Annotated in this window: 21 protein-coding genes; 12 read left to right on the forward strand and 9 right to left on the reverse strand. The window is 71.4% G+C overall.

Going from position 1 to position 21,782, the window contains the following annotated elements:
• Window positions 1–96: 96 nt before the first annotated feature.
• Window positions 97–786, reverse strand: a complete 690-nt coding sequence (locus MTF69_RS33300) for a histidine phosphatase family protein (protein ID WP_243340088.1) — start codon at window positions 784–786, stop codon at window positions 97–99.
• Window positions 783–2,105 (reverse strand): glutamate-1-semialdehyde 2,1-aminomutase, encoded by a 1,323-nt coding sequence (gene hemL, locus MTF69_RS33305; protein WP_243340089.1) that lies wholly within the window; start codon window positions 2,103–2,105, stop codon window positions 783–785. The genes MTF69_RS33300 and hemL overlap by 4 nt, the downstream gene beginning before the upstream one ends.
• Before the next feature lie 293 nt (window positions 2,106–2,398).
• Between hemL and MTF69_RS33310 the strand changes: the two genes are divergently transcribed.
• Complete coding sequence (locus tag MTF69_RS33310) at window positions 2,399–2,836, forward strand: hypothetical protein (RefSeq protein WP_243340142.1); 438 nt, start codon at window positions 2,399–2,401, stop codon at window positions 2,834–2,836.
• Window positions 2,837–2,977: 141 nt separating this feature from the next.
• The gene (locus MTF69_RS43545) at window positions 2,978–5,494 is read left to right on the forward strand and encodes an FG-GAP-like repeat-containing protein (RefSeq protein ID WP_243340090.1); all 2,517 of its coding nucleotides are present in this window, start codon (window positions 2,978–2,980) and stop codon (window positions 5,492–5,494) included.
• A gap of 84 nt (window positions 5,495–5,578) precedes the next feature.
• On the opposite strand, the gene MTF69_RS33320 is transcribed toward MTF69_RS43545, so the two are convergent.
• Window positions 5,579–6,478 (reverse strand): NADP-dependent oxidoreductase, encoded by a 900-nt coding sequence (locus tag MTF69_RS33320; protein ID WP_243340143.1) that lies wholly within the window; start codon window positions 6,476–6,478, stop codon window positions 5,579–5,581.
• A gap of 181 nt (window positions 6,479–6,659) precedes the next feature.
• Between MTF69_RS33320 and MTF69_RS33325 the strand changes: the two genes are divergently transcribed.
• Together MTF69_RS33325 and MTF69_RS33330 are read left to right on the forward strand one after the other, a co-directional pair.
• Entirely contained in the window at window positions 6,660–7,088 is a 429-nt protein-coding gene (locus tag MTF69_RS33325; protein ID WP_243340091.1) for a helix-turn-helix domain-containing protein, read from the forward strand.
• Between the two features lie 121 nt (window positions 7,089–7,209).
• On the forward strand, window positions 7,210–7,959 hold the full coding sequence (locus tag MTF69_RS33330; protein WP_243340092.1) for a Mut7-C ubiquitin/RNAse domain-containing protein: 750 nt from the start codon (window positions 7,210–7,212) through the stop codon (window positions 7,957–7,959).
• A gap of 250 nt (window positions 7,960–8,209) precedes the next feature.
• On the opposite strand, the gene MTF69_RS33335 is transcribed toward MTF69_RS33330, so the two are convergent.
• Window positions 8,210–8,716, reverse strand: coding sequence for a hypothetical protein (locus tag MTF69_RS33335; protein ID WP_243340093.1), 507 nt, complete (start codon window positions 8,714–8,716; stop codon window positions 8,210–8,212).
• Between the two features lie 192 nt (window positions 8,717–8,908).
• Here MTF69_RS33335 and MTF69_RS33340 point away from each other — a divergent pair, with 192 nt between their 5' ends.
• Window positions 8,909–9,670 (forward strand): SDR family NAD(P)-dependent oxidoreductase, encoded by a 762-nt coding sequence (locus MTF69_RS33340; protein ID WP_243340094.1) that lies wholly within the window; start codon window positions 8,909–8,911, stop codon window positions 9,668–9,670.
• A 9-nt stretch (window positions 9,671–9,679) separates the two neighbouring features.
• Here MTF69_RS33340 and MTF69_RS33345 read toward each other — a convergent pair whose 3' ends face one another.
• On the reverse strand, window positions 9,680–10,402 hold the full coding sequence (locus MTF69_RS33345) for a polysaccharide deacetylase family protein (protein ID WP_243340095.1): 723 nt from the start codon (window positions 10,400–10,402) through the stop codon (window positions 9,680–9,682).
• 207 nt (window positions 10,403–10,609) lie between these two features.
• Here MTF69_RS33345 and MTF69_RS33350 point away from each other — a divergent pair, with 207 nt between their 5' ends.
• Window positions 10,610–11,176 carry a Uma2 family endonuclease gene (locus MTF69_RS33350; protein WP_243340096.1) on the forward strand — a complete coding sequence of 189 codons (567 nt, stop codon included), beginning with the start codon at window positions 10,610–10,612 and terminating at the stop codon, window positions 11,174–11,176.
• Between the two features lie 190 nt (window positions 11,177–11,366).
• A complete protein-coding gene (locus MTF69_RS33355; protein WP_243340097.1) occupies window positions 11,367–12,185 on the forward strand; it encodes a hypothetical protein in 819 nt (272 codons plus the stop codon).
• Between the two features lie 66 nt (window positions 12,186–12,251).
• Here MTF69_RS33355 and MTF69_RS33360 read toward each other — a convergent pair whose 3' ends face one another.
• Window positions 12,252–13,445 carry an RtcB family protein gene (locus tag MTF69_RS33360; RefSeq protein WP_243340098.1) on the reverse strand — a complete coding sequence of 398 codons (1,194 nt, stop codon included), beginning with the start codon at window positions 13,443–13,445 and terminating at the stop codon, window positions 12,252–12,254.
• Between the two features lie 171 nt (window positions 13,446–13,616).
• Here MTF69_RS33360 and MTF69_RS33365 point away from each other — a divergent pair, with 171 nt between their 5' ends.
• From MTF69_RS33365 to MTF69_RS33375, 3 genes are all read left to right on the forward strand, one after another.
• Entirely contained in the window at window positions 13,617–14,483 is an 867-nt protein-coding gene (locus MTF69_RS33365; protein WP_243340099.1) for a DUF3558 domain-containing protein, read from the forward strand.
• Window positions 14,484–14,639: 156 nt separating this feature from the next.
• Window positions 14,640–15,452: a DUF3558 family protein gene (locus MTF69_RS33370; protein WP_243340100.1), complete on the forward strand. Its 813-nt coding sequence runs from the start codon at window positions 14,640–14,642 to the stop codon at window positions 15,450–15,452.
• 133 nt (window positions 15,453–15,585) lie between these two features.
• On the forward strand, window positions 15,586–16,998 hold the full coding sequence (locus MTF69_RS33375) for a DUF2637 domain-containing protein (RefSeq protein WP_243340101.1): 1,413 nt from the start codon (window positions 15,586–15,588) through the stop codon (window positions 16,996–16,998).
• Between the two features lie 80 nt (window positions 16,999–17,078).
• Here the strand turns inward: MTF69_RS33375 and lysS are convergent, their stop codons facing one another.
• Window positions 17,079–18,818, reverse strand: a complete 1,740-nt coding sequence (lysS, locus tag MTF69_RS33380) for a lysine--tRNA ligase (protein ID WP_243340102.1) — start codon at window positions 18,816–18,818, stop codon at window positions 17,079–17,081.
• A 190-nt stretch (window positions 18,819–19,008) separates the two neighbouring features.
• Between lysS and argS the strand changes: the two genes are divergently transcribed.
• Together argS and MTF69_RS33390 are read left to right on the forward strand one after the other, a co-directional pair.
• Complete coding sequence (argS, locus tag MTF69_RS33385) at window positions 19,009–20,793, forward strand: arginine--tRNA ligase (RefSeq protein WP_243340103.1); 1,785 nt, start codon at window positions 19,009–19,011, stop codon at window positions 20,791–20,793.
• Window positions 20,794–20,888: 95 nt separating this feature from the next.
• Entirely contained in the window at window positions 20,889–21,074 is a 186-nt protein-coding gene (locus MTF69_RS33390; protein ID WP_243340104.1) for a hypothetical protein, read from the forward strand.
• A gap of 16 nt (window positions 21,075–21,090) precedes the next feature.
• Here MTF69_RS33390 and MTF69_RS33395 read toward each other — a convergent pair whose 3' ends face one another.
• Window positions 21,091–21,489, reverse strand: a complete 399-nt coding sequence (locus MTF69_RS33395) for a type II toxin-antitoxin system VapC family toxin (protein ID WP_243340105.1) — start codon at window positions 21,487–21,489, stop codon at window positions 21,091–21,093.
• On the reverse strand, window positions 21,486–21,716 hold the full coding sequence (locus tag MTF69_RS33400) for an antitoxin (protein WP_243340106.1): 231 nt from the start codon (window positions 21,714–21,716) through the stop codon (window positions 21,486–21,488). Before MTF69_RS33400 ends, MTF69_RS33395 begins: the two co-directional genes overlap by 4 nt.
• Window positions 21,717–21,782 lie beyond the last annotated feature (66 nt).

The raw sequence follows: 21,782 nt of genomic DNA on the forward strand, positions 1-21,782 counted from the left end.
GGGGTTGCGCCTCGAACCGGAATGCGCCCTGGGCTCATGACTCCGGGCCCGGCCCCCCTGGGGCCGAGCCCGGCAATCCCTCAGCCCTGCCGGGGCTTACGCTCCGAACGCCTTCGACTTGCCCTTCACCGGCTTCGCCCCCGCGAGGAGGTGCGACGGGACCAGGTCCCGGGCCGGCTCGCTGTAGCCCACCGACACCAGCCGGTCGCCCTGGTACGTGAACGAGGTCAGCGAGGCCAGCGTGCACTGGCGGCGGCGCGGGTCGTGCCACAGCCGCCGCTTCTCCGCGAAGCTCCGCACGATCCAGATCGGGAGCTGGTGGCTGACCGCCACCGCCTCGTGGCCACGGGCCGCGTCACGGGCGGACTCGATCGCGCTCATCATCCGCACGACCTGCTCGACGTACGGCTCGCCCCAGGACGGCTTGAACGGGTTCGTCAGGTGCTTCCAGTTCTCGGGCCTGCGCAGCGCGCCGTCGCCGACCCCGAAGGTCTTGCCCTCGAAGACGTTGCCCGCCTCCAGGAGGCGGCCGTCGGTCGCCAGGTCCAGCCCGTGCGACTTCGCGATCGGCGCGGCCGTCTCCTGGGCCCGCTCCAGCGGGGAGGACACGACGTAGGTCACGTCCCGGTTCTCCAGGTGCTCCGCGACCCGGTCCGCCATCTTGCGGCCCAGCTCGGAGAGGTGGTACCCCGCACGGCGGCCGTACAGCACCCCGTCCGGGTTGTGCACCTCGCCGTGGCGCACCACGTGGACGACGGTGATCTCGGCACTGCCCTGGTCGCTCATGCGGTGGCCTCCGCGGCGGCCCGCGCGGCGGCCGGCAGGGCGGCCGCGATGCGCTCGATCGCCTTGTCGTCGTGGGAGGTGGACACGAACCACGACTCGAACGCCGACGGCGGCAGGTAGACGCCCTGCGCCAGCATCGAGTGGAAGAAGCCGTTGAAGCGGAAGGCTTCCTGCTTCTTCGCGTCGTCGTAGTTGCGGACCTCGTCCGCGGTGAAGAACACGGAGAACATGTTGGAGGCGGTCTGCAGCCGGTGCGCGACGCCCTCCTTGGTGAGCGCCTCGGTGACCAGCCCCTGGATCTGGCGCGACACCGCGTCGACCTTCTCGTACGCCGCCTCGTCCAGCAGCCGCAGCTGCGCGAGACCGGCGGCCGTCGCGATCGGGTTGCCGGACAGCGTGCCCGCCTGGTAGACGGGACCCGCGGGAGCCAGGTGCCCCATGACGTCCGCACGGCCGCCGAACGCCGCGGCCGGGAAGCCGCCGCCCATGACCTTGCCGAAGGTCATCAGGTCGGGCTTCACCCCGTCCACGCCGTACCAGCCGGCGCGCGAGGTACGGAAACCCGTCATGACCTCGTCGGAGATGTACAGGGCGCCGTTCGCCCGGCACAGGTCGGCGAGCCCCTGATTGAAGCCCTCCCCCGGGGTCACGACGCCCATGTTGCCGGGCGCGGCCTCGGTGATCACACAGGCGATCTCGCCGGGGTGCGCGGCGAAGGCCGCCCGGACCGATTCCAGATCGTTGTACGGGAGCACGATCGTGTCCCCGGCCTGCGCGCCCGTCACCCCGGGGGTGTCCGGCAGCGCGAAGGTCGCGAGCCCGGAGCCGGCGGCGGCCAGCAGCGAGTCCACGTGCCCGTGGTAGCAGCCGGCGAACTTCACGATCTTGGCGCGGCCGGTGAACCCGCGGGCGAGGCGGATCGCGGACATGGTCGCCTCGGTCCCGGAGGACACCAGACGCACCTGCTCCACGGGCTCGATCCGCGCGACGATCTCCTCGGCCAGCGCGACCTCGCCCTCACCGGGAGTACCGAAGGAGGTGCCGCGGACGACGGCGGCCTGGATGGCCTCCACCACGGCCGGGTGGGCGTGGCCGAGGATCATCGGCCCCCACGAGCAGACCAGGTCGACGTACTCGCGCCCGTCGGCATCGGTCAGGTACGGACCGGTACCGGACACCATGAACCTGGGCGTTCCGCCCACGGCGCGGAAGGCGCGCACCGGAGAGTTCACGCCGCCAGGCGTCACGAGGGACGCGCGGTCAAAGAGAGTCTGCGAGACTTTGGCTTCATACGGGTACGGGTAGCTCACACCAGCCATGGTCTCATCAGGCCGCGACTGACTTGCGGACGGGCGTTTCACCGCGCCACCCCGGGGGAGGTCACTGCCATGATGATCAGGCTGCGTGGCGGGGGTCACGGGGCCGGGGCAGGCAAGACACGTCGGGTGGAGATATGCAACGCGGTGGTGGACCGGGCGAGGGCACGGACGGCCTGGACCCGCAGCGCGCCCGGGAACGTCGCCGCGGCAAGCACCGCCGTCGCGCCATGGACGCGGCAGAGCACGTACCGGGCCCCACGCAGGACCCCGACGGCCTCCCCAGGGGCCGCGGCATGGGGGTGACGTACAAGTACTTCGGCGCCCCCGACGGAGCCACGGCCGCGCGCGTCCCGGTGACGATGCGGCCGGAGGAGCTCGGCGGCGACGAGCTCGGCATGGGCGGCATGTTCAGCAAGATCAAGCCGGAGACCGTCGCCGCGATGGTCCTGACCGGCATCGAGGGCATACCCCTGCACAAGGTGCCCCCGCTGGAACTGGTCGTCCTCCACCCCGACTACGCCGTCGTGAAGCTCCCGATGACCGTCGTCGACCCGCTGCGCGGCATCGGCGAGGAATCGGTCGGCGCCGCCGCCTTCATCTGGTCCACGGTCCCCGACCGCGGCGGCCCCCGCGACGCCTTCAACGTCTACCAGCTGCTCCACGAGTGGCAGGATTTCAGCCACCGCCTGCACGAGGCGGGCCACCAGCCGTACTGCCTCGTCTGGCCCTGACCCGGACTTTCCCTCACCGGGGGCGGACCTCTGCAAGGGCTTTCCGGCCCCGGCGAAAGTAGGCGGATCCGGCTGTACAACCCGGCGGGGTCTTCACGTGTCTCCCTTGCGAGTAACACGCTTTCGCACCCTGGGGGATCCGTGCACCAGCCTGCTTCCGTCCGACCCGCACGCCGTCCGCACCGCCGCGGCCTGTCCGCACTGGTCGTCGCCGCCGTCGTGGCCGGCACCGCCCCGGCGCTGACCTCCACCGCCCACGCGGCGGGCCTGCCCGTGTGGACCGCGGGAACCAGCGTCACCCAGCAGATGATCTTCGGCGACAGTGAGGCGCTGGTGCGGACCGACGACGGCACCGACGTCGTCCTCTTCAACCAGGAGCTGGGCTCCGACCGCGCCATGTACGCGGCGGTCCGCCCGGCCGGCACCGAGGTCTGGGGAGCGCCGGTCCTGCTGTCCGTGACCGCGCAGCATCCGGGCCAGGGGCGGCTCGTGACCGTCGGGAACAAGGTGGTCGCCGCCTGGACCGACTACCCGGCGAGCCGCATCGGCGACGGGGGCAAGACCCCGGGCCGGATCGTCACCGCCACCCTCGACAAGGGCACGTGGTCGGCGCCCACCGTCCTGCTCGGCACGGACCAGAACCGCCGCCCGTCCGAGCCCGACCTGGCCGCCGGCGCGGACGGGACGATCGTCGTCACCTGGCAGCAGCGCAGGCCGGACGGGAACGAGTCCTCGGTCTGGGCCGCCACCCGCTCCGGCGCGGGCGCCTGGTCCGCCCCGGCCCAGGTCAGCAACGCGGCCGGGGACGGCGACGCCGGGGCCGGCCGCCCCCAGGCCGCCGTGGACGCCAAGGGCACCCCTGTGGTCGCCTTCCACCAGCAGACCGAGGACGGCGGCTCCAGCATCCGTACGTCCACGCTGCCCGCCGGCGCCTCCGCCTGGCCCCGGCCCACCGCGGTCGCCGAGTCCGCCGCCGCCGAACTGGGCGAGCCCGCCCTGACCAGCTCCGCCTCCGGCACCGTGGCCCTGACCTGGTCCGAGCCGCGACCCGCGCAGGGCGACCGGCTGCTGCGCACTGCCACCGCGCCGGGCGCGGCCGAGGCCTGGAGCGCGGCGGAGCCGCTGACCGTCGCGGCGGCCCTGCAGGAAACCCCGGAGCCGCTGATCGAGCCCGACGGCGACGTGACCCTGGTCTGGAACGGCGGCCCGGACCGCGGCAAGGGCCGCATCCGCTCCGCCACCCTGGACCACACCGACCGCCGCTGGTCGGCCGTCGGTGTGGTCTCCACCAAGGACCACTCGATCAACGCCGAAGACCACTCCGTGTCCCTGGGCAAGGACGGCACCATCTGGCTGACCTGGGCGCAGAGCGCCGACCGCCAGGAGATGCGCCAGGCGCGCCTCAAGGACGGCGTGTGGAGCGGCAGCGCGAGGCTGTGGAATTCCAGCGCCGACGAGGTCAAGGGCCTGATCGCCGCCGGCGCGGACGGCAGCGCCACCGCCGTCTGGGACCGGGACGGCGAAGGTGACATGGGGCTGATGAGCGCGCACACCACGGACGCGCCGTTGTCCGTCGCCAGTTCCTCCGTCCCGGCGGAGCACAACCCCCCGCGCAACTGGAGCCCGAGGTGGCAGCTCAGCCGACCCGTCTCCTCCTGGACCGTGACCCTCACCGATGCGACCGGGACCTTCCGGAGCACCGTCAAGGGCGGCATGACGGTGACCCCCTCGCTGGCCTGGTCCGGCGAGGGTGACGACAAGACCACCGCCCCGAACGGCCCGATGACGTGGACCCTCACGGCCACGCCGCTGGCCGGGGACACCGGTGTGCGGACCCTGGCCACGGGCACCATCACCGTCGCCGGCGGCCACCCCTCCCTCCGCGACCAGGGCAGCGCCGCCGGCCGTCCCGACGGCATCGGCGACGCGCTCGTCCTGACCAGCGGCGGTGGCCTCCGCTCGATCTTCGGGGACCGCGCCACCGGCGCCTTCAAGGGCACCGCCACCGGCTCCGGCTGGCCCGCCGGCACCCTGCCCGTCCCGGTCAAGGACGCGGGCCTCGACCGCTGCAACGACCTGCTGGTCCGCAACTCCAAGGGCGAGCTCCGCCGTTACACGCCCGGCTGCGGAAAGACCGTCACCCCGACGACCACCCACAAGCTCATCGGCGGCGGCTGGAACCAGTACGACGTGCTGACCTCCCCCGGCGACTACACCGGGGGAGGCCCGGCCGAACTCGTCGCCCGCAACGCCTCGACCGGCGCCCTGTACCGGTACGCCCGCGCCAACAACGACACCCTCGGTCCGCGCGTGCAGATCCCCGGCTCGTACAAGGACTACAAGAAGATCCTCGGCGCCGGCGACCTCAACGGCGACCGGTACGGCGACCTCGTCCTCCAGGACAAGGCCAACCGGCTGTGGCGCATGAACGGCACCGCCAAGGGCTCCTTCGCCGCGCCCGTGAAGATCTCCGACAGCTGGGGCTCGACCTACAACTCCGTGGTCGCCGCCGGTGACCTGACCGGCGACGGCCGGGCGGACCTGCTGGCCCGGGACACCTCCGGGGTCATCTGGCGGATCCCCGGCACCGGCAAGGGCACCCTCGGCAGCCGCGTGAAGATCGCCACCGGCTGGCAGATCTACAAGGGCCTGTACTAGGCACCGGTACGGCACCCGCCTGCGCGGGTCCTGGCCCCGGCGCTGCCCAGTGCGGCGCCGGGCCCGGCCCGGGCCCCGAACGTGTCAGGCCGTCAGGACGATGCGCCCGCGCGTGCCCGGATCCGCGAGGTGGGCGTGGGCCTTGGCGGCCTCCGCCAGGGGGAAGGTGCGCGCCACCCGGAGCGTCAGCTCCCCCGCGTCGACCAGCGACACCAGGCGGGCCAGGTGCGCGCCGTCCGCCGCGACCTCCTGTTCCACCACGCGGACGCCCCGCTCCGGCGCCGGGGCCGCGCCGGGGATCAGGCCGACGTAGGCGCCGCCGTCGCGGACGAAGGCCAGGGCCGGCCCGCCGAGTACCGCCGTGTCCACGACACCGTCCACGGTGCCGGCCGCCGGAGCCGAGCCGCGCGGGACGAAGTGGGCCGCGCCCAGGGACCGTACGAGTGCCTCGTCATCGGCTCCCGCCAGGGCCGTCACCACGTAGCCGGCCCGCGCCGCCAGCTGGACCGCGAGCCCGCCGACCGCCCCCGCCGCGCCCGTGACCAGGACCGTCGCCCCGGCCGGGAGTTCCAGCAGGTCCACCGCACGGGCCGCGGTCAGGCCGCTCAGCGGCAGCGCCGCCGCCGTCACCCGGTCGACCGTGACCGGGGCCGGAGCGAGCGCCGACGCGTCGAGCACCGCGTACTCCGCGTGCGTGCCGAGCGGCTTGACCGGCCCGTAGTGCAGGCCGACCACCCGGTCGGACACCGCCCAGCCGTCCACGTCCGCGCCGAGCTCGTCGATCTCGCCCGCCAGGTCCCAGCCGAAGCCGAGGCGCTGCCCCTCGCCGCCGAAGACCCCGGCCCGTACCGCGCCGTCGACCGGGTTCAGACCGGCCGCCCGCACCCGTACGCGGACCTGCCCGGAGGCCGGCCGCGGGACCGGCACCTCTACGACCTCGACCTGCTCGGGACCGCCGAAGCCCGCGGCCAGTGCCGCCAGCATCGTCGTCGGGCCGGTCGTCCGCTTGGTCTCGCTCATCGCCATCGCCTCTTCCGCAGGTTCGCTCGCTCGTTCGTTCTCCGGTTCCGGTGTTCCCGGTGAGAACTAACCTAGGGAGAGTTACTCTCGATTCGTAAGTACGTACCTCGGAGTGCGTACCCGACCCGGAAGTGGGGCAGCACCCATGGCCACCCGTACCGCCGAGGCCCGCCGCGAAGAGGACCGCGCCGCCTACGACGCCTTCCTCAAGGAGTGCCCCACCAGCCAGCTCCTGGCCCGCATCAGCGACAAGTGGGTCGGCCTCATCGTCAGCGCGCTCACCGAGGCCGAGAACCGGACCATGCGCTACAGCGAGCTCGGCCGCAGGATCCCCGGCGTCAGCCAGAAGATGCTGACCCAGACCCTGCGCTCCCTGGAGCGCGACGGCCTCGTCGACCGCACCGTCACGCCCACCGTCCCGGCCCGGGTCGACTACCGGCTCACCGACCTCGGCGGCAACCTCGGCCACCTGCTCAGCTCCGTGAAGGAATGGGCCGAGAACCACTTCGACGAGGTCAACGCCCATCGCGAACTGCACGACGCCGCGACCGCGGCGGCGACGGCGGACGCGTAGGGCCCATGGCGACACGGCCCGGCCGTACGGGCCTGCGCGCGCGGCGGCCCGGCCGTACGGGCCGCCGCGCGGCCGCGTAAATCCGCCGCCGACTCCCGCCCCGCGATGGCATGCTGAGCCCGTGAACGGACCCGGTATTCAGCTCACCCTCGCCCCCGAACTGCACGTGTTCGCCGCGCCCGCGCGCCGCGGCACCCACGTACCGACGACCACCGACGGCGTCTCCAGCCTCGGCCACGTCGTCGAATCGGCCGGCGTCCCGCTCACCGAAGTCGGCCGGATCCTCGTCGACGGCGCCGAGACGCCCCTCGCCCACGTGCCCCGGGCCGGCGAATCCGTGGAGGTCTTCGGCGTCGACCGCCCACAGCACCTCCCCGGCGTCCCCGGGACCACGCCGCTGCGCTTCCTCCTCGACGTCCACCTCGGCACCCTCGCCCGCCGCCTGCGACTGCTGGGCGTCGACGCGGCGTACGAGAACGAGGACATCGGCGACCCCGCCCTGGCCACCCGCTCCGCCGCCGAGCAGCGCGTCCTGCTCTCCCGCGACCGCGGACTGCTGCGCCGCCGCGAGCTGTTCGCCGGCGCGTACGTCTACAGCACCAACCCCGACGAGCAGGTCCGCGACGTCCTGGGCCGGTTCGCCCCGGCCCTCGCGCCGTGGACCCGCTGCACCGCGTGCAACGGCACCCTGCGCGAGGCCGACAAGGACAGCGTCGGCGACAAGCTGGAGGGCGGCACGCAGCGCTCGTACGACGTCTTCGCGCAGTGCGCCGACTGCGAGCGCGTCTACTGGCGCGGCGCCCACCACGCCCGGCTGGAGCGGATCGTCGACGAGGCCGTGGCCGAGTTCGGCGGCGTCGGCACCCCGTAGCCGCGCACGCGCCGGGCACGCACACGTACGGGCACGCGGGCGGCGTTCCGTACGCGGCCTGCGCGCCAGACCCCAGCCGGGCCGGAGCGCAGCCAGGTCAGACCCCAACCGGGCCAGACCGCAGCCAGGCCAGACCCCAGCCGGGCCGGACCCCAACCGGGCCAGACCGCAGCCAGGCCAGACCGCAGCCGCGCCGGGCCCCGTACACGGCCTACGGGCCAATCCGCAGCCGGGGCAATCCCCAGCCGCGTCAGAACGCGTACGTGTCCCCCGTGTCCAGGGCCAGCACCACGTGCTCGTTGTTGGTGTGGTTCCGGTCGGTCGCGCCGCCGTTCCACCACGTGTCGACCCGCACCACCACCTCCGCGGCCGGCTCCTTCAGCCGCAGCACCAGCCCGATGTGCCGCCCCCGCCCGCGCAGCGGCAGCTCCCCGGTCTCGCACACCACCTCGCGCAGCCCGGCCCGCGCGCAGCCCTCCGCCAGCTCCTGCCGGTCCGCGAGGTCGGCCGACAGGCGCAGCCGTACGGTCGCGTTCACCAGGGCGGACGGCCCCTCGTTCTCCGGGACCAGCAGGATCCGCAGCCGGCCCCCGGTCAGGGCGACCCGCCCGTGATAGGCCACATCGGCCTCGGCCTCGGGTCCGGCCTCGGGACCGGGACCGGACCCGGCGCGGGCGCTCCCCACACCGCTGCCCAGCCCGCCGAGCAGCACCAGCAGCCCGGCCATCACCACACTCCGTACGGCACCTCGGCGCACGAGACCACCTCCACGCGCGGACGCTAGCCCTCCCACCCATCCGATGGTCGGACCATCACACGAACGAGGGCGAGCCTTCGTCCGCCTCGCCCGCACGGCCGTGATCACGCACGCCCCGCGCGGCCGGTGACCTGCGCGGCGACCCGCCTATGCTGGCCAGTACTCACCCGTACGAACGCACGAGGAGCCAGCATGAGCACGGCCACCCGAACCGCCGTAGTCACCGGCGCGAGCAGCGGCATCGGCGCGGCCACCGCCCGGCAGCTCGCCGCGGCCGGCTACCACGTCGTCCTCACCGCCCGCCGCAAGGACCGCATCGAGGCCCTCGCCGCCGAGATCACGGCGTCCGGCCACTCCGCGACCGCCCACGCCCTCGACGTCACCGACCGAGCCGCCGTCGACGCCCTCGCCGCCTCCCTCGACCGCTGCGACGTGCTCGTCAACAACGCCGGCGGCGCCATCGGAGCCGACCCCGTGGCCACCGGCGACCCCGCCGACTGGCGCACCATGTACGAGGTCAACGTCATCGGCACGCTCCACGTCACCCAGGCCCTGCTCCCGGCCCTGACCGCCTCGGGCGACGGCACGGTGGTCATCCTCTCCTCCACCGCCGGCCACGCCACGTACGAGGGCGGCGCCGGTTACGTGGCCGCCAAGAACGGCGCCCGCGTCCTCGCCGAGACCCTCCGCCTGGAGATCGTCGGCCAGCCCGTCCGCGTCATCGAGATCGCCCCCGGCCTGGTCAAGACCGAGGAGTTCGCGAAGACCCGCTTCCGCGGCGACGCCGAACGGGCGGAGAAGGTCTACGCCGGCGTGGCCGAGCCCCTCTCCGCCGACGACGTGGCCGACACCATCACCTGGGCGGTGACCCGTCCCAGCCACGTCAACATCGACCTCCTGGTGGTCCGCCCCCGCGCCCAGGCCTCGAACACGAAGCTCCACCGCGAGCTGTAGTCGCCGTAGTTACTGCACCAACCCGGCACTCTTCAGGTGCGGCATCAAGGCCGCCGGCTTCAGCCCGGCGGCCTTCGCCGCGTCCAGGGCCCGCTTCAGGTCCGCGCCGAGCGTCGGCGTGAAGTGCAGCAGCACGATGTCCCCGGCCTGCAACTGCGGCGTGGCCGGCGTCTCGCTCCACGTCGTGAAGTCGTGCGTCCACGTGATCAGCGCCTTGACCCCGCACGCCTTGGCGGCCAGCCGCACGTCGTCGTTGACGGCCCCGTACGGCGGCCGCAGCAGCTTCGGCTCCCGCCCGAAGGTCGCGGCGACCTGCTCCCCGGCCCCGCACACCTCGGCGTCCTTCCCGGCGGCGTCGAGCGTCGTCAGGTCAGGATGATTGACGGTGTGGTTCTCCACGTTCACCGCCCGCCCCTGCGCGACGAGCTGGGTGAAGTACTGGGTGTCGTACGAGGTCGCCCCGGGCAGCAGGAACAACGAGGCCGGAACCCTCTGCTCAACGAGCGTCTGCGCGACGGCGGGATCGTGCACCCACCCGTCGTCGATCGTAATGAACACGACCTTCTCACTGGTCGGCACGTGCGACACGACGGGCGGCAGCCCCACGGCCCGCGAGCCCGCGGCAGCGGCCGGAGCAGCGGCCTCGGACCCGGCGGCACCTGCTGCCTGAGCGGCACCAACGGTGAGCGACAACGACGCGAGCGCGGCAAGAACCACGCGAGATCTCCACATGCCGCACACCTTGGTCTAGACCAACTCCCAGCGTCAAGCCCCCGGACGCCGACTCCCTCCAGCCGAATCCACCTGCGCCTTAACGGAGTTGACGACTCCGGCCGCCCGGCGGGCCGGATGTGCCCGTACGGGTGAAGTCGAGCGAAATGTCAGCGACCGCGACCACACCCCTGAAGCGTGAGCCGCGAGAAGGAGGCACCCACGCCCATGCCCCACCACAGGACCCCGATCGCGGAAGCCGCCGACCACCTCTCCAGGGAACTCCCCGGCCACCGAGTGGAGATCCTCCTGGGGAGGCTCACTGCTGCACCACCAGCCGACGGGCGGCACGCCCGGACCCTGACCCGGCTCACCGTGGCCTTCCACGAGGCCGGAACCGAGAAGGCGGGCCTGCAAGTCCTCCAGGGCATCGGCATTTCACTTCCCACCGGCGAGAACGACTACGCGGTCCCGGACTTCTCTCTCGTCGAGGCCGACTTCCTTGACCACGAGGTCACGAAGAACCGCTTCCGACCCGATGCCTTCCGCATGATCCTGGAGATCGCCTCCTCGAACTGGGCGAACGACACCGGCACCAAGGTGGAGAGCTACGCCCGGGCCGATGTCCCCGTCTACGCCATCGCCGACCGCCGACACGACGAAGTCGTGATCCACACGGACCCTCGCGCCACGAGCTACCGCCTGCACAGAACCTTCAAGCGCGGCATGACGCTCCCCCTCCCCGACCACCTCGGGGTGACCCTCGAACTGCCGGTGGACATGCTCCTCGACTGACGGCTTCACGCCGCCGAATTCATCACGCCTCACCGACATGTGACACTCCACCATGCGTTCGAGTGAAGCCCCTCCGGAAGGCCCCAAGTCGCCTGAATTCACACCTAGGTTCGGTGGCAACAGAAACGGCCCCCGCCCGGGATGGCAGTCCCGGCCGAGGGCCTCACCGACAAGGGAAAAGGACTCCCTCATGGCTGATCAGGACCCTAGCGCCCCCGCGCGCTTCATGGACCTCGAAGACCCCCGCTACGCCTACATGTTCGGCTTCCTCCAGGCCGACGGGCACCTGTCCCAACAGAGCCGTCAGCGCGGCCGCCTCGCGGTGGAGCTGAACGTACGAGACATCCACATCCTCCGCGAGTTCCAGCAGCTCACGCCCTACAACAGCTCCATCACCGAGCGCGTCCGCAGCACGAACTTCGCCGAGACGATCCACTCGGCAACCTGGTCCGTCCACTCCCTCGAAGCAAGGACGATCGTCAACGAGCTAGGGATCCCCTACGGGAAGAAGTCCCTCGGCATCAAGCCACCCCGGACGGACTTCTCGCGCCGCGACTATCTCCGCGGAGTCATCGACGCGGACGGCTCTCTCGGCTGGGTGGCAAGCGGAGTTCCGTACTTGTCGCTGACATCGGCGAGCACGGCTATTGCCGCCTACCTCTGCCACTACGGCAAGAAGATCACCGGAAAGCAGCGCATCACCTCACGCAACAAGCGAGATGGCGTCTACAACGTCTGCTACTACAGCGAGACGGCACAACAACTCGCCGCGCACTTCTACTACGACGGCTGCCTCGCCCTCGCGAGCAAGTACGGGAGGGCGGAGGCGATCCAGACCTGGGTACGCCCCTCAGACATGAAGGTCGCCTCGCCGCGCCGCCCCTGGACCGCACGGGAAGATCAGGAACTGCTGCGGCTGAACGACCCCGCCGCCGCCAGCATCGCCCTGGACCGCACCAAGAAGGGCTGCGCTCTGCGACTGTGGCGCCTGCAAACCGGACGGATCTAAACGTGAGGTAGCGGAGAGGCCCGGACCGCCGCAGACGGTCCGGGCCTCTCCGCTACCTCACGCCTGTCAGCCCTTCACACAGATGACCTGCTTCAGCTTCGCCACGACCTCGACGAGGTCCGTCTGCTGGTCGATGACCTGCTCGATCGACTTGTACGCGCCCGGGATCTCATCCACGACGCCCGAGTCCTTGCGACACTCAACACCCTTGGTCTGCTCGGCCAGATCCTTCGCCGAGAACCGCTTCTTCGCCGCCGTCCGGCTCATCTTCCGGCCCGCGCCGTGCGAGGCCGAGTTGAAGGACTTCTCGTTTCCGAGACCCTTCACGATGTACGAGCCCGTGCCCATGGAGCCCGGAATGATCCCGTAGTCACCGCTGCCGGCGCGGATCGCTCCCTTCCGGGTGACCAGCAGGTCCATGCCGTCATACCGCTCCTCCGCCACGTAGTTGTGGTGGCAGCTGATCTCCTGCTCGAAGGAGACCTTGGCCTTGCGGAACGCCTTGCGGATCACTTCCTTCGACAGGCTCATCATCACGGCACGGTTGTACTTGGCGTACTCCTGCGCCCAGAAGAGGTCCTCCCGGTACGCCCGCATCTCGGGCGTGGCGGCGAGGAACACCGCGAGGTCCCGGTCAACCAGTCCCTGGTTGTGCGAAAGTCCGCGGGCCACCCCGATGTGGAAGTCGGCCAGCTCGTTTCCGATGTTCCGAGAGCCCGAGTGCAGCATGATCCACACCGAATCGGACATATCGACACAGAGTTCCCAAAAGTGATCACCTCCGCCCATAGTGCCCAATTGCCGCATGGCGCGCTCGTGACGGAACTTCACAGCATCCGCGAGGTAGTCGACCCGCTCCCACAGATCCCCGAACCCCCGGTCCGAGAACCCGTACAGCCGCCCCGGATCCACCGCCTCCCGGTGCATCCCCGCCCCCACCGGGATCGCCTTCTCGATCTGCGAGCGCAGGCCCGACAGGTCCCCCGGGAGGTCGTTCGCGGTCAGCGAGGTCTTCACCGCCGACATGCCGCAGCCGATGTCCACGCCCACCGCCGCCGGGCAGACCGCGTCCTTCATGGCGATGACCGAGCCGACCGTCGCGCCCTTGCCGTAGTGCACGTCGGGCATAACGGCGAGGCCCTTGATCCAGGGAAGGCCGGCGGTGTTCTGGAGCTGGCGCATCGCGCTGTCCTCGACCGACGCCGGGTCGGTCCACATCCGGATCGGGACGTTCGCCCCGGGCACCTCTACATACGACATTTTGACCTCAACACCCCGTTAACCGCAGAACAGTCTCCATACGCAAAAAGCCTCGCTCATGGCCTCAAATACGACATGAGACCGGCGCCGGCACCAGCGTGTGCGATAGACATTGTGTCCATCCGCGCCCAAGCCGCGGCAACGCATTTTCCCGAAGGGAGCCGGTGGAACGTGCAGCGCAAGACGGTACGAGTACGTGGAGTCCTGCCAGCCATCGCGATGCTCGCCGCCCTCACGGCCGGCCTCACCGCCTGCACCGACGGCGGCGGCGGAATCGGAACCACCAGCGACGCGAAGGCCGGAGCGAACGCCGGTACGGTGGCCCAGCCCGGCAAGTACCGCAGCCTGCCCATGCCCTGCAAGGCCGCCGCCGACACCAAGAAGGTCAAGGCGATGCTCCCGGCCGCCGAGGGCCTCGCACCCGAGGCGCTCGAAGCGCTCTACGCCGGGGTCGCGGACGCCTCGTACGACGCCGACCGGCGCGTCGGCTGCCGCTGGACCGCGCAGACGCCGACCGAGACCCGGCTGCTGTCGGTGGACTTCGAGCGCGTGGTCTCGTACGACCGGGCCACCACGAGCGACGACGACAAGGCGCGGCAGGTCTACGGCCGCAAGCTCACCGCCGCCAACCTGCCCGTCCCGGGGCCGTCGGCGAGCCCGACGCCGTCCGGGACCGGGGCACCGACACCCGGGGCCCCCGGCGCGACGCCGAGCCCCGCGCCCACGCCGAGCACGGGTGCGGGCAGCACCAGCCCGAGTGCGAGTACGAGTACGAGCCCCTCCGCCCCGCCCGAGCTCGGCTCCCGCGTCCTCGAAGGGCTCGGCGACGAGGCCTTCCTCGACGACAAGCTCGCCGCCGCCGGCGCCACCGCCGCGCAGGCGCGCACGGTCCGCATTGTGTTCCGTACCTCGAATGTCATCGTCACCGTCGCGTACAGCGTTCAGCCCGCGCTCCCCGGCACGGTCCCGCCGAGCGGTGAAACCCAGGACAGGGCACGGCAGTTGGCGCAGGCGCTCGTGGAGCGGTTCGACGACTAGCCGGTCCCGCCCCAGGGGGGCGCGCGGGCCCGTCGTGACGGCGCGCACAGCAGCCGGGCGCCGGGTCGGGCTACCGTTGCTCGGGTCCCGCGCCCCGTAAGACCCGTAAGAGGGGCCACACGAGCCCGCACGAAGACCCACAACGTTGAAGGAATCATGCACCGATCAGCCTCGCGCCTCACCCGCGTCCTCGCCTGCGCAGCCGTCCCGGTGATCCTCACGGTCGCCGGCTGCTCGTCCGACTCGGGCGAGAAGTCGGGCGCCGACAGCGGCAAGAAGTCCGGAGCGTCCTCGTCCTCCGCCCAGCCGAGCTCCAAGCCCTCCGAGGAGGCGCTGGAGAAGGCCGTGTACGCCACGCTGCCGGAGCCGTGCAAGGTGGTCGCCGCGAAGACCATCGAGTCGATCGTCCCGAAGGCGAAGGACGCGGGCGGCACCGCCGCCAAGTCCAACGACCTCACCAGCCGTGCCACCTGCACCTGGAACGGTCTGGACGAGGCCGGCCTGAAGGGCTCGCAGTACCGCTGGCTCTCGGTCTCCCTGGTCCGCTACGACTCCCTCGCCTCGGTCGGCACCGGCACCAAGCGCGCCGAGGACGAGTACGCCAAGCAGGTCGAGAAGGCGAAGACCGTCGAGGGCGCGGAGAACGTGAAGCCGGCGGAGGCGGGCGGCATCGGCGACCAGGCCACCTCCGTCACCTTCACCACCAAGAAGGACGGCGACTTCTTCAACACCTCGGTCATCGCCCGCACGCACAACGTCGTCATCACCCTCGACTACAACGGCACGGCCTACGAGGGCGCGGCCGCTCCTGACCAGGCCAAGCTGCTCCAGGACGCCATCGCGGCGACGAAGGAGACCGTCGCCGCGGTCGCGGCCACCAACGAGGCGAAGCAGCCCGAGCAGTCGGCGCAGCCGGAGCAGTCGGCCCAGCCCGGGCAGCCGGCTTCACCCTCGCCTTCGAACTCCTAGGACGTCAGGGCGCACTGCGCCGTCGGCGGTCCGGGCGGAGCCCCGCGCCCCGGTTCCGGACCGCCGACGTCCCTTTCCCCGTACGCGCGTACGCTGTGCCCTGCCGTAGCTCGACAAGGGGAGGGGATCGCGGGTGGCCGCGATGCAGCTGACTCGTACGCACCGGATATTGATCGGTGTGGTGGTCGCCGGAGCCGTCGTCATCGCGGGGATCGGATTCGCCGGTTCTTACTCCGCCGTGCGCGCCCTGGCCTTGAAGAAGGGCTTCGGCTCCTTCTCGCTGGTCTTCCCGATCGGCATCGACATGGGCATCTGCGTCCTGCTCGCGCTGGACCTGCTCCTGACGTGGATCCGGATCCCGTTCCCGCTGCTGCGCCAGACGGCGTGGCTGCTGACGGCGGCGACGATCGCCTTCAACGGTGCGGCCGCCTGGCCCGACCCCCTCGGGGTCGGCATGCACGCCGTGATCCCGATCCTCTTCGTGGTCACCGTGGAGGCCGCCCGCCACGCGGTGGGCCGGATCGCGGACATCACCGCCGACCGGCACATGGAAGGCGTCCGCCTCACCCGCTGGCTCCTCTCCCCCGTCCCGACCTTCAAGCTGTGGCGCCGGATGAAGCTGTGGGAGCTGCGCTCCTACGAGCAGGCCGTCGGCATGGAGCAGGACCGCCTGATCTACCAGGCCCGCCTGCAGGCCCGCTACGGCCGCGCCTGGCGCCGCAAGGCCCCCGTCGGCGCCCTGATGCCGCTGCGCCTCGCCCGCATAGGCGTCCCCCTCTCGCAGACCGCCCCCGAAGGCCTGGCCGCGGCGGGCATCGACCCCCTCCTCATCCCGCCGCCCCCGGTCCAGGACCCGGCGGCCGCGGCCCTCCCGGCGGGCGCCGCCCACGTCCCGGCGGGCGCCGAGGGCGCGCAGCAGCCGTCGCCGGGCACGGCCATGGCCGTCGCGGGCCCCGCCGCCGTTCCGGTCGCCGGCCCCGCCTCCGCTCCCGCTCCCGCGGCCGCCGATGCCGCGCAGCAGCACCAGCTCGCCGGGCCGCAGCCCCAGTACGTCCAGGGCCCGGGCGGGGCGCAGGCTCCGCAGGGCCACCCCGACGCCGCGCCCTTCGTGGTGGACCCGACCGCGATGCCGGCCGCGCACAACAGCGCGTGGTTCGCGGCGCCCCGCGCGCCGCAGGCCGCGTACGAGGGCGGTTACAACCCGCAGTACGTCGAGGGCCTGGAGCCGACCCCGGTCATGCCCCCGACGGGCCCGGAGCAGGAGGAGCTGCCGATACCGGCCCCCCGTGAGGCCGAGGCCGAAGCCGAGCCCCAGCCGGATCCCGAATCCGACTTCGACGACGACAAGTTCAAGGAAGCCGCGTACGAGGTCTTCCGCGCCTACAGCGACGAGTTCTCCACCTTCCCGACCGCGGAGCAGGTGGACATACACCTCTCGGACCGCCACGGGATCGTGCACCCGCGCAGCGCGTCGATGATCCGCCGCCTGATGCCGGAGCTGAAGCAGCGCTACCAGCGCGAGCTGGAGAACGAGCACATCGCGTAGCCCCGTACGCGCCGGGAAACGGCAGGGCCCGCACCCCCGGAAAGCTGGGGTACGGGCCATTCCCACATCCGTGGGGAACCTCAGACCGCGAGGAGCTTGCGCACCCGCTCCGCCCCCACCGCGAGCAGCAGCGTGGGCAGGCGCGGCCCGGTCTCCCGGGTCACGAGGAGCCGGTAGAGCAGCGCGAAGAACGTGCGCTGCGCGACCTTGAGCTCCGGAGTCGGCTTGGCGTCCGGCTCCAGGCCGGCCATCACCTTCGGCACGCCGTAGACGAGCGTGGTGAGCCCGTCGAGGGACCAGTGCGAGTCGAGCCCGTCGACGAGGCGGCGCAGCGATTCGCGTCCCTCGTCGTCCAGGGAGGACAGGAGCTCTACGTCGGCCTCCTCGCGCACCAGCGTCCGCTGGTCGGCGGGGACCTGGGTGGTGATCCAGTTCTCGGCGCGGTCCAGGCGCGGGCGTACCTCGTCGAGCGAGGTCAGCGGCCGCTCCGGTTCCAGGTCGCTCAGGATGCGCAGGGTCTGCTCGTCGTGTCCGGCGGTGATGTCCACCACCGAGGCGAGCGTCCGGTACGCCATGGGGCGCGGGGTGCGCGGCAGCTCGTGCGAGGCGACGCGTACGGCGCGGGCGTGGGCGGCGGCGTCGGCGGGCAGCACGGAGCCGTCGGCGACCTTGGCCTCCAGCTTGTCCCACTCGTCGTAGAGCCGCTGGATCTCCTGGTCGAAGGCGATCTTGAAGGACTGGTTGGGCTTGCGGCGGGCGTAGAGCCAGCGCAGCAGCTGCGGCTCCATGATCTTCAGCGCGTCGGCCGGGGTCGGGACGCCGCCCTTGCTGGAGGACATCTTGGCCATGCCGCTGATGCCGACGAACGCGTACATCGGTCCGATCGGCTGCTCGCCGCCGAAGATCCCGACGATCTGGCCGCCGACCTGGAAGGAGGAGCCGGGCGAGGAGTGGTCGACGCCGGAGGGCTCGAAGATCACGCCCTCGTAGGCCCAGCGCATGGGCCAGTCGACCTTCCAGACCAGCTTGCCGCGGTTGAACTCGCTGAGCTTGACGGTCTCGGTGAACTCGTCCTCGGTGCAGACGTAGGTCAGCTCGGTGGTCTCGTCGTCGTAGGACGTCACCTTGGTGAAGTCCTTGCCGCACTCGCCGCAGTACGGCTTGTACGGGAAGTACTCCGTGCCCTCCGTGCTGCCGTCGTCCTCGGCGGCCGCGCCCGAGCCCTCGGCGGCCTCGAGCTCGGCCTCGTCGACCTGCTTCTGCTGCGGCTTCTTGCCGCCCGGCTTCTGCTTCGTCCGGTACTGGTCGAGGATCGCGTCGATGTCGCCGCGGTGCCTCATCGCGAACAGCACCTGCTCGCGGTAGGTACCGGCGGTGTACTGCTCGGTCTGGCTGATCGGGTCGTACTCGACTCCGAGCTCGGCGAGCGCCTCGACCATGGCGGCCTTGAAGTGCTCGGACCAGTTCGGGTACGCGGAGCCCTCGGGCGCGGGCACGGCGGTCAGCGGGCGGCCGATGTGCTGGGCGTGGGACTCCTCGGTGACGCCGGGGATGCCCTTGGGCACCTTGCGGTACCGGTCGTAGTCGTCCCACGAGATCAGGTGCCGGACCTCGTGACCCCGGCGGCGGATCTCGTCCGCGACCAGGTGCGGGGTCATGACCTCGCGGAGGTTGCCCAGGTGGATGGGGCCGGAGGGGGAGAGGCCGGACGCGACGACGATCGTTTTGCCCGGGGCTCGGCGCTCCGCCTCGGCGATGACCTCGTCCGCGAAACGGGAGACCCAGTCGGTCTCGGTGCTGCTCTGCGCGCTCTGAGCCACGACACGTCCTTCTATCTCGAATGCTGGCTGTCGCCCATTCTCCCAGACGGAACGGAACGCTCCGGGGTTGCTTCCACCGACTGATATCCCGCGAGCGCGGGGCCCCCGCGTGGGATACTCGGTCCTTGTCGGAAACCCCAAGTGCAAGCTCAGGCACGACCACAACACGACCTCACAGGAACGGCAGCTCATGGCCTCGGTCCCTTCCCTCGCTTCCTCCGTCAACCAGCGCGTCGCCGACGCACTCGCCTCCGCCCTGCCGGACGCCGGTGCGAGCGACCCGCTGCTGCGACGAAGCGACCGGGCCGACTTCCAGGCCAACGGCATCCTGGCGCTCGCGAAGAAGGCCAAGGCCAACCCGCGCGAGCTGGCGACGACCGTGGTCGAGGGCATCGACACCGCCGGCCTGATCCAGGAGATCGAGGTCTCGGGTCCCGGCTTCCTCAACATCACGATCACCGACAAGGCGATCGTGGAGACCCTGGCGGCCCGCGCCGCGGACGACCGCCTCGGCGTGCCGCTCGCCGCGAAGCCGGGTACGACGGTGATCGACTACGCGCAGCCGAACGTGGCCAAGGAGATGCACGTCGGCCACCTGCGCTCGGCGGTCATCGGCGCGGCGATGGTGGAGATCCTGGAGTTCACCGGCGAGAAGGTGGTCCGGCGCCACCACATCGGCGACTGGGGCACCCAGTTCGGCATGCTGATCCAGTACCTGCTGGAGCACCCGCACGAGCTGGACCACAAGGCGGAGGACGGCGGTGAGGTCTCCGGCGAGGAGGCCATGTCCAACCTGAACCGCCTCTACAAGGCCTCGCGCACGCTCTTCGACTCCGACGAGGAGTTCAAGACGCGGGCCCGGGCCCGGGTGGTGGACCTCCAGGCGGGCGAGCCGGAGACCCTGGCGCTGTGGCAGCGGTTCGTGGACGAGTCGAAGATCTACTTCTACTCCGTCTTCAACAAGCTGGACATGGACATCCAGGACCCCGACGTCATCGGCGAGTCCGGCTACAACGACATGCTGGTGGAGACCTGCAAGCTGCTGGAGGACTCGGGCGTGGCCGTCCGTTCCAACGGCGCGCTGTGCGTGTTCTTCGACGACGTCAAGGGCCAGGACGGCAACCCGACCCCGCTGATCGTCCAGAAGTCCGACGGCGGCTTCGGCTACGCCGCGACCGACCTCTCGGCGATCCGCGACCGCGTGGGCACGCTGGGCGCGACCGAGCTGATCTACGTGGTCGACGCGCGGCAGTCCCTGCACTTCAAGATGGTCTTCGAGACGGCTCGCCGGGCGGGCTGGCTGAACGACGAGGTCAAGGCCGTGCAGCTGGCCTTCGGCACCGTGCTGGGCAAGGACGGCAAGCCGTTCAAGACCCGTGAGGGCGAGACGGTGCGGCTGGTGGACCTGCTGGACGAGGCCGTCGAGCGGGCGACCGCCGTGGTCCGCGAGAAGGCGGAGAAGATCGGCCTGACCGAGGCGGAGATCGTCGAGAACGGCCAGTACGTGGGCATCGGCGCCGTGAAGTACGCGGACCTGTCGACCTCGGCCGCGCGGGACTACAAGTTCGACCTGGACCAGATGGTCTCGCTGACCGGTGACACGTCCGTGTACCTCCAGTACGCGTACGCCCGCATCAAGTCGATCCTCCGCAAGGCGGGCGAGGCGGGCGACCGCAAGCCGGTCGCGCACCCGGAGCTGGAGCTCGCGCCGGCCGAGCGCGCGCTGGGCCTGCACCTGGACCACTTCGGTGAGCTCATCGCCGAGGCGGCCGCGGACCACGCCCCGCACAAGGTGGCCGCGTACCTCTACCAGCTGTCCTCGCTGTTCGCGACGTTCTACGAGCAGTGCCCGGTCGTGAAGCCCGAGCCGGAGCTCGTCGTCGGCGAGAACCGCCTGTTCCTGTGCGACCTGACCGCCCGCACCCTCAGCAAGGGCATGTCCCTCCTGGGCATCCGCACCCCCGAGAAGCTCTGACACCGGGGCTACGACACAGCCGCGGCCCCCGCCTCCCCCACCGGGAGACGGGGGCCGCGGCGCTACCCACGAGAGCGAAGGGGCACGCCGACGCCATGGAGATCAACGAGGACATCCTCGTGACCCGTCGCTTCGCGGACATCGACGCGGACATCGCGGCGACCGAGGCGATGGCGCCGCCGCAGGGCTGGGACGAGGAGTTCGACGAGGCCGACATGGCCGCTGTACGTGCGGGCGTCGCCCGGGCCCTCGCGCCCGACGCTCGGAACTCGCCCGCGTGAGCCGAGCCGCGCGGACTCAACCCGCCCCGAACACCTCGACCTTGCACCGAGCGCTCCCGGAACGGGCGATCCGGGCGTCGCACGTGACGAGCGGAACCTGGAGCCCCTCGGCCAGAGCTACGTAGGTGGCGTCGTACGCGGAGAGGTTCGCGTACAGCTCGCGCACCCGGGGCAGCACGGGAAGATGCTCCATCCGCCGGACCGGCAGTGCAGCGAAGTCGTCCCAGGCCACGTCCAGCTGGCGGTCCGAGAGCTTGCCTCCGCGGTGCCGGCCGAGCAGGGCGTGCGCGACCTCCACATCGAGCAAGTAGGGAGCGACGAGGCGTTCGCCCACCACCCGCTCACGCACGGCCTCGCCCGCCGGACCGGCGTCGGCGACGAGCATGACGAGCGCACTCGCGTCGATCACGATCATTCGCGCCGCCGTCCGGCATCGAGGTCGCCGAGGACCTCGTCCACGCTCAGCTCGGCCGACACCCGGGAACGGATCCGCGCGACGACGTCCTCGACGGACGGCGTGGCAGCCGATTCCTCCAGCAGCGTACGGGCGTACGCCTGCAGCGACTGGCGGTTCCGAGCGGCTCGTATCTTCAGCTCGGCGAGCGCTTCGTCGGACAAGTCGCGGACATACAGAGTGGCCATGCAACAAGACTAGTCGCACCGCAAGCATTCTGCTAGCAGCCCAGGGCGCCTACCACCGCTTCACCC

The sequence above is a fragment of the Streptomyces sp. AP-93 genome, assembly GCF_022808175.1.
Lineage (GTDB): Bacteria > Actinomycetota > Actinomycetes > Streptomycetales > Streptomycetaceae > Streptomyces.

Excerpts from the sequence above, each read along its gene's own strand:
- MTF69_RS33300 (WP_243340088.1), bottom strand. The coding sequence starts at position 786 with ATGAGCGACCAGGGCAGTGCCGAGATCACCGTCGTCCACGTGGTGCGC.
- hemL (WP_243340089.1), bottom strand. The coding sequence starts at position 2,105 with ATGGCTGGTGTGAGCTACCCGTACCCGTATGAAGCCAAAGTCTCGCAG.
- MTF69_RS33310 (WP_243340142.1), top strand. The coding sequence starts at position 2,399 with ATGGGGGTGACGTACAAGTACTTCGGCGCCCCCGACGGAGCCACGGCC.
- MTF69_RS33320 (WP_243340143.1), bottom strand. The coding sequence starts at position 6,478 with ATGCTGGCGGCACTGGCCGCGGGCTTCGGCGGTCCCGAGCAGGTCGAG.
- MTF69_RS33325 (WP_243340091.1), top strand. The coding sequence starts at position 6,660 with ATGGCCACCCGTACCGCCGAGGCCCGCCGCGAAGAGGACCGCGCCGCC.
- MTF69_RS33340 (WP_243340094.1), top strand. The coding sequence starts at position 8,909 with ATGAGCACGGCCACCCGAACCGCCGTAGTCACCGGCGCGAGCAGCGGC.
- MTF69_RS33345 (WP_243340095.1), bottom strand. The coding sequence starts at position 10,402 with ATGTGGAGATCTCGCGTGGTTCTTGCCGCGCTCGCGTCGTTGTCGCTC.
- MTF69_RS33350 (WP_243340096.1), top strand. The coding sequence starts at position 10,610 with ATGCCCCACCACAGGACCCCGATCGCGGAAGCCGCCGACCACCTCTCC.
- MTF69_RS33355 (WP_243340097.1), top strand. The coding sequence starts at position 11,367 with ATGGCTGATCAGGACCCTAGCGCCCCCGCGCGCTTCATGGACCTCGAA.
- MTF69_RS33360 (WP_243340098.1), bottom strand. The coding sequence starts at position 13,445 with ATGTCGTATGTAGAGGTGCCCGGGGCGAACGTCCCGATCCGGATGTGG.
- MTF69_RS33370 (WP_243340100.1), top strand. The coding sequence starts at position 14,640 with ATGCACCGATCAGCCTCGCGCCTCACCCGCGTCCTCGCCTGCGCAGCC.
- argS (WP_243340103.1), top strand. The coding sequence starts at position 19,009 with ATGGCCTCGGTCCCTTCCCTCGCTTCCTCCGTCAACCAGCGCGTCGCC.
- MTF69_RS33390 (WP_243340104.1), top strand. The coding sequence starts at position 20,889 with ATGGAGATCAACGAGGACATCCTCGTGACCCGTCGCTTCGCGGACATC.
- MTF69_RS33395 (WP_243340105.1), bottom strand. The coding sequence starts at position 21,489 with ATGATCGTGATCGACGCGAGTGCGCTCGTCATGCTCGTCGCCGACGCC.
- MTF69_RS33400 (WP_243340106.1), bottom strand. The coding sequence starts at position 21,716 with ATGGCCACTCTGTATGTCCGCGACTTGTCCGACGAAGCGCTCGCCGAG.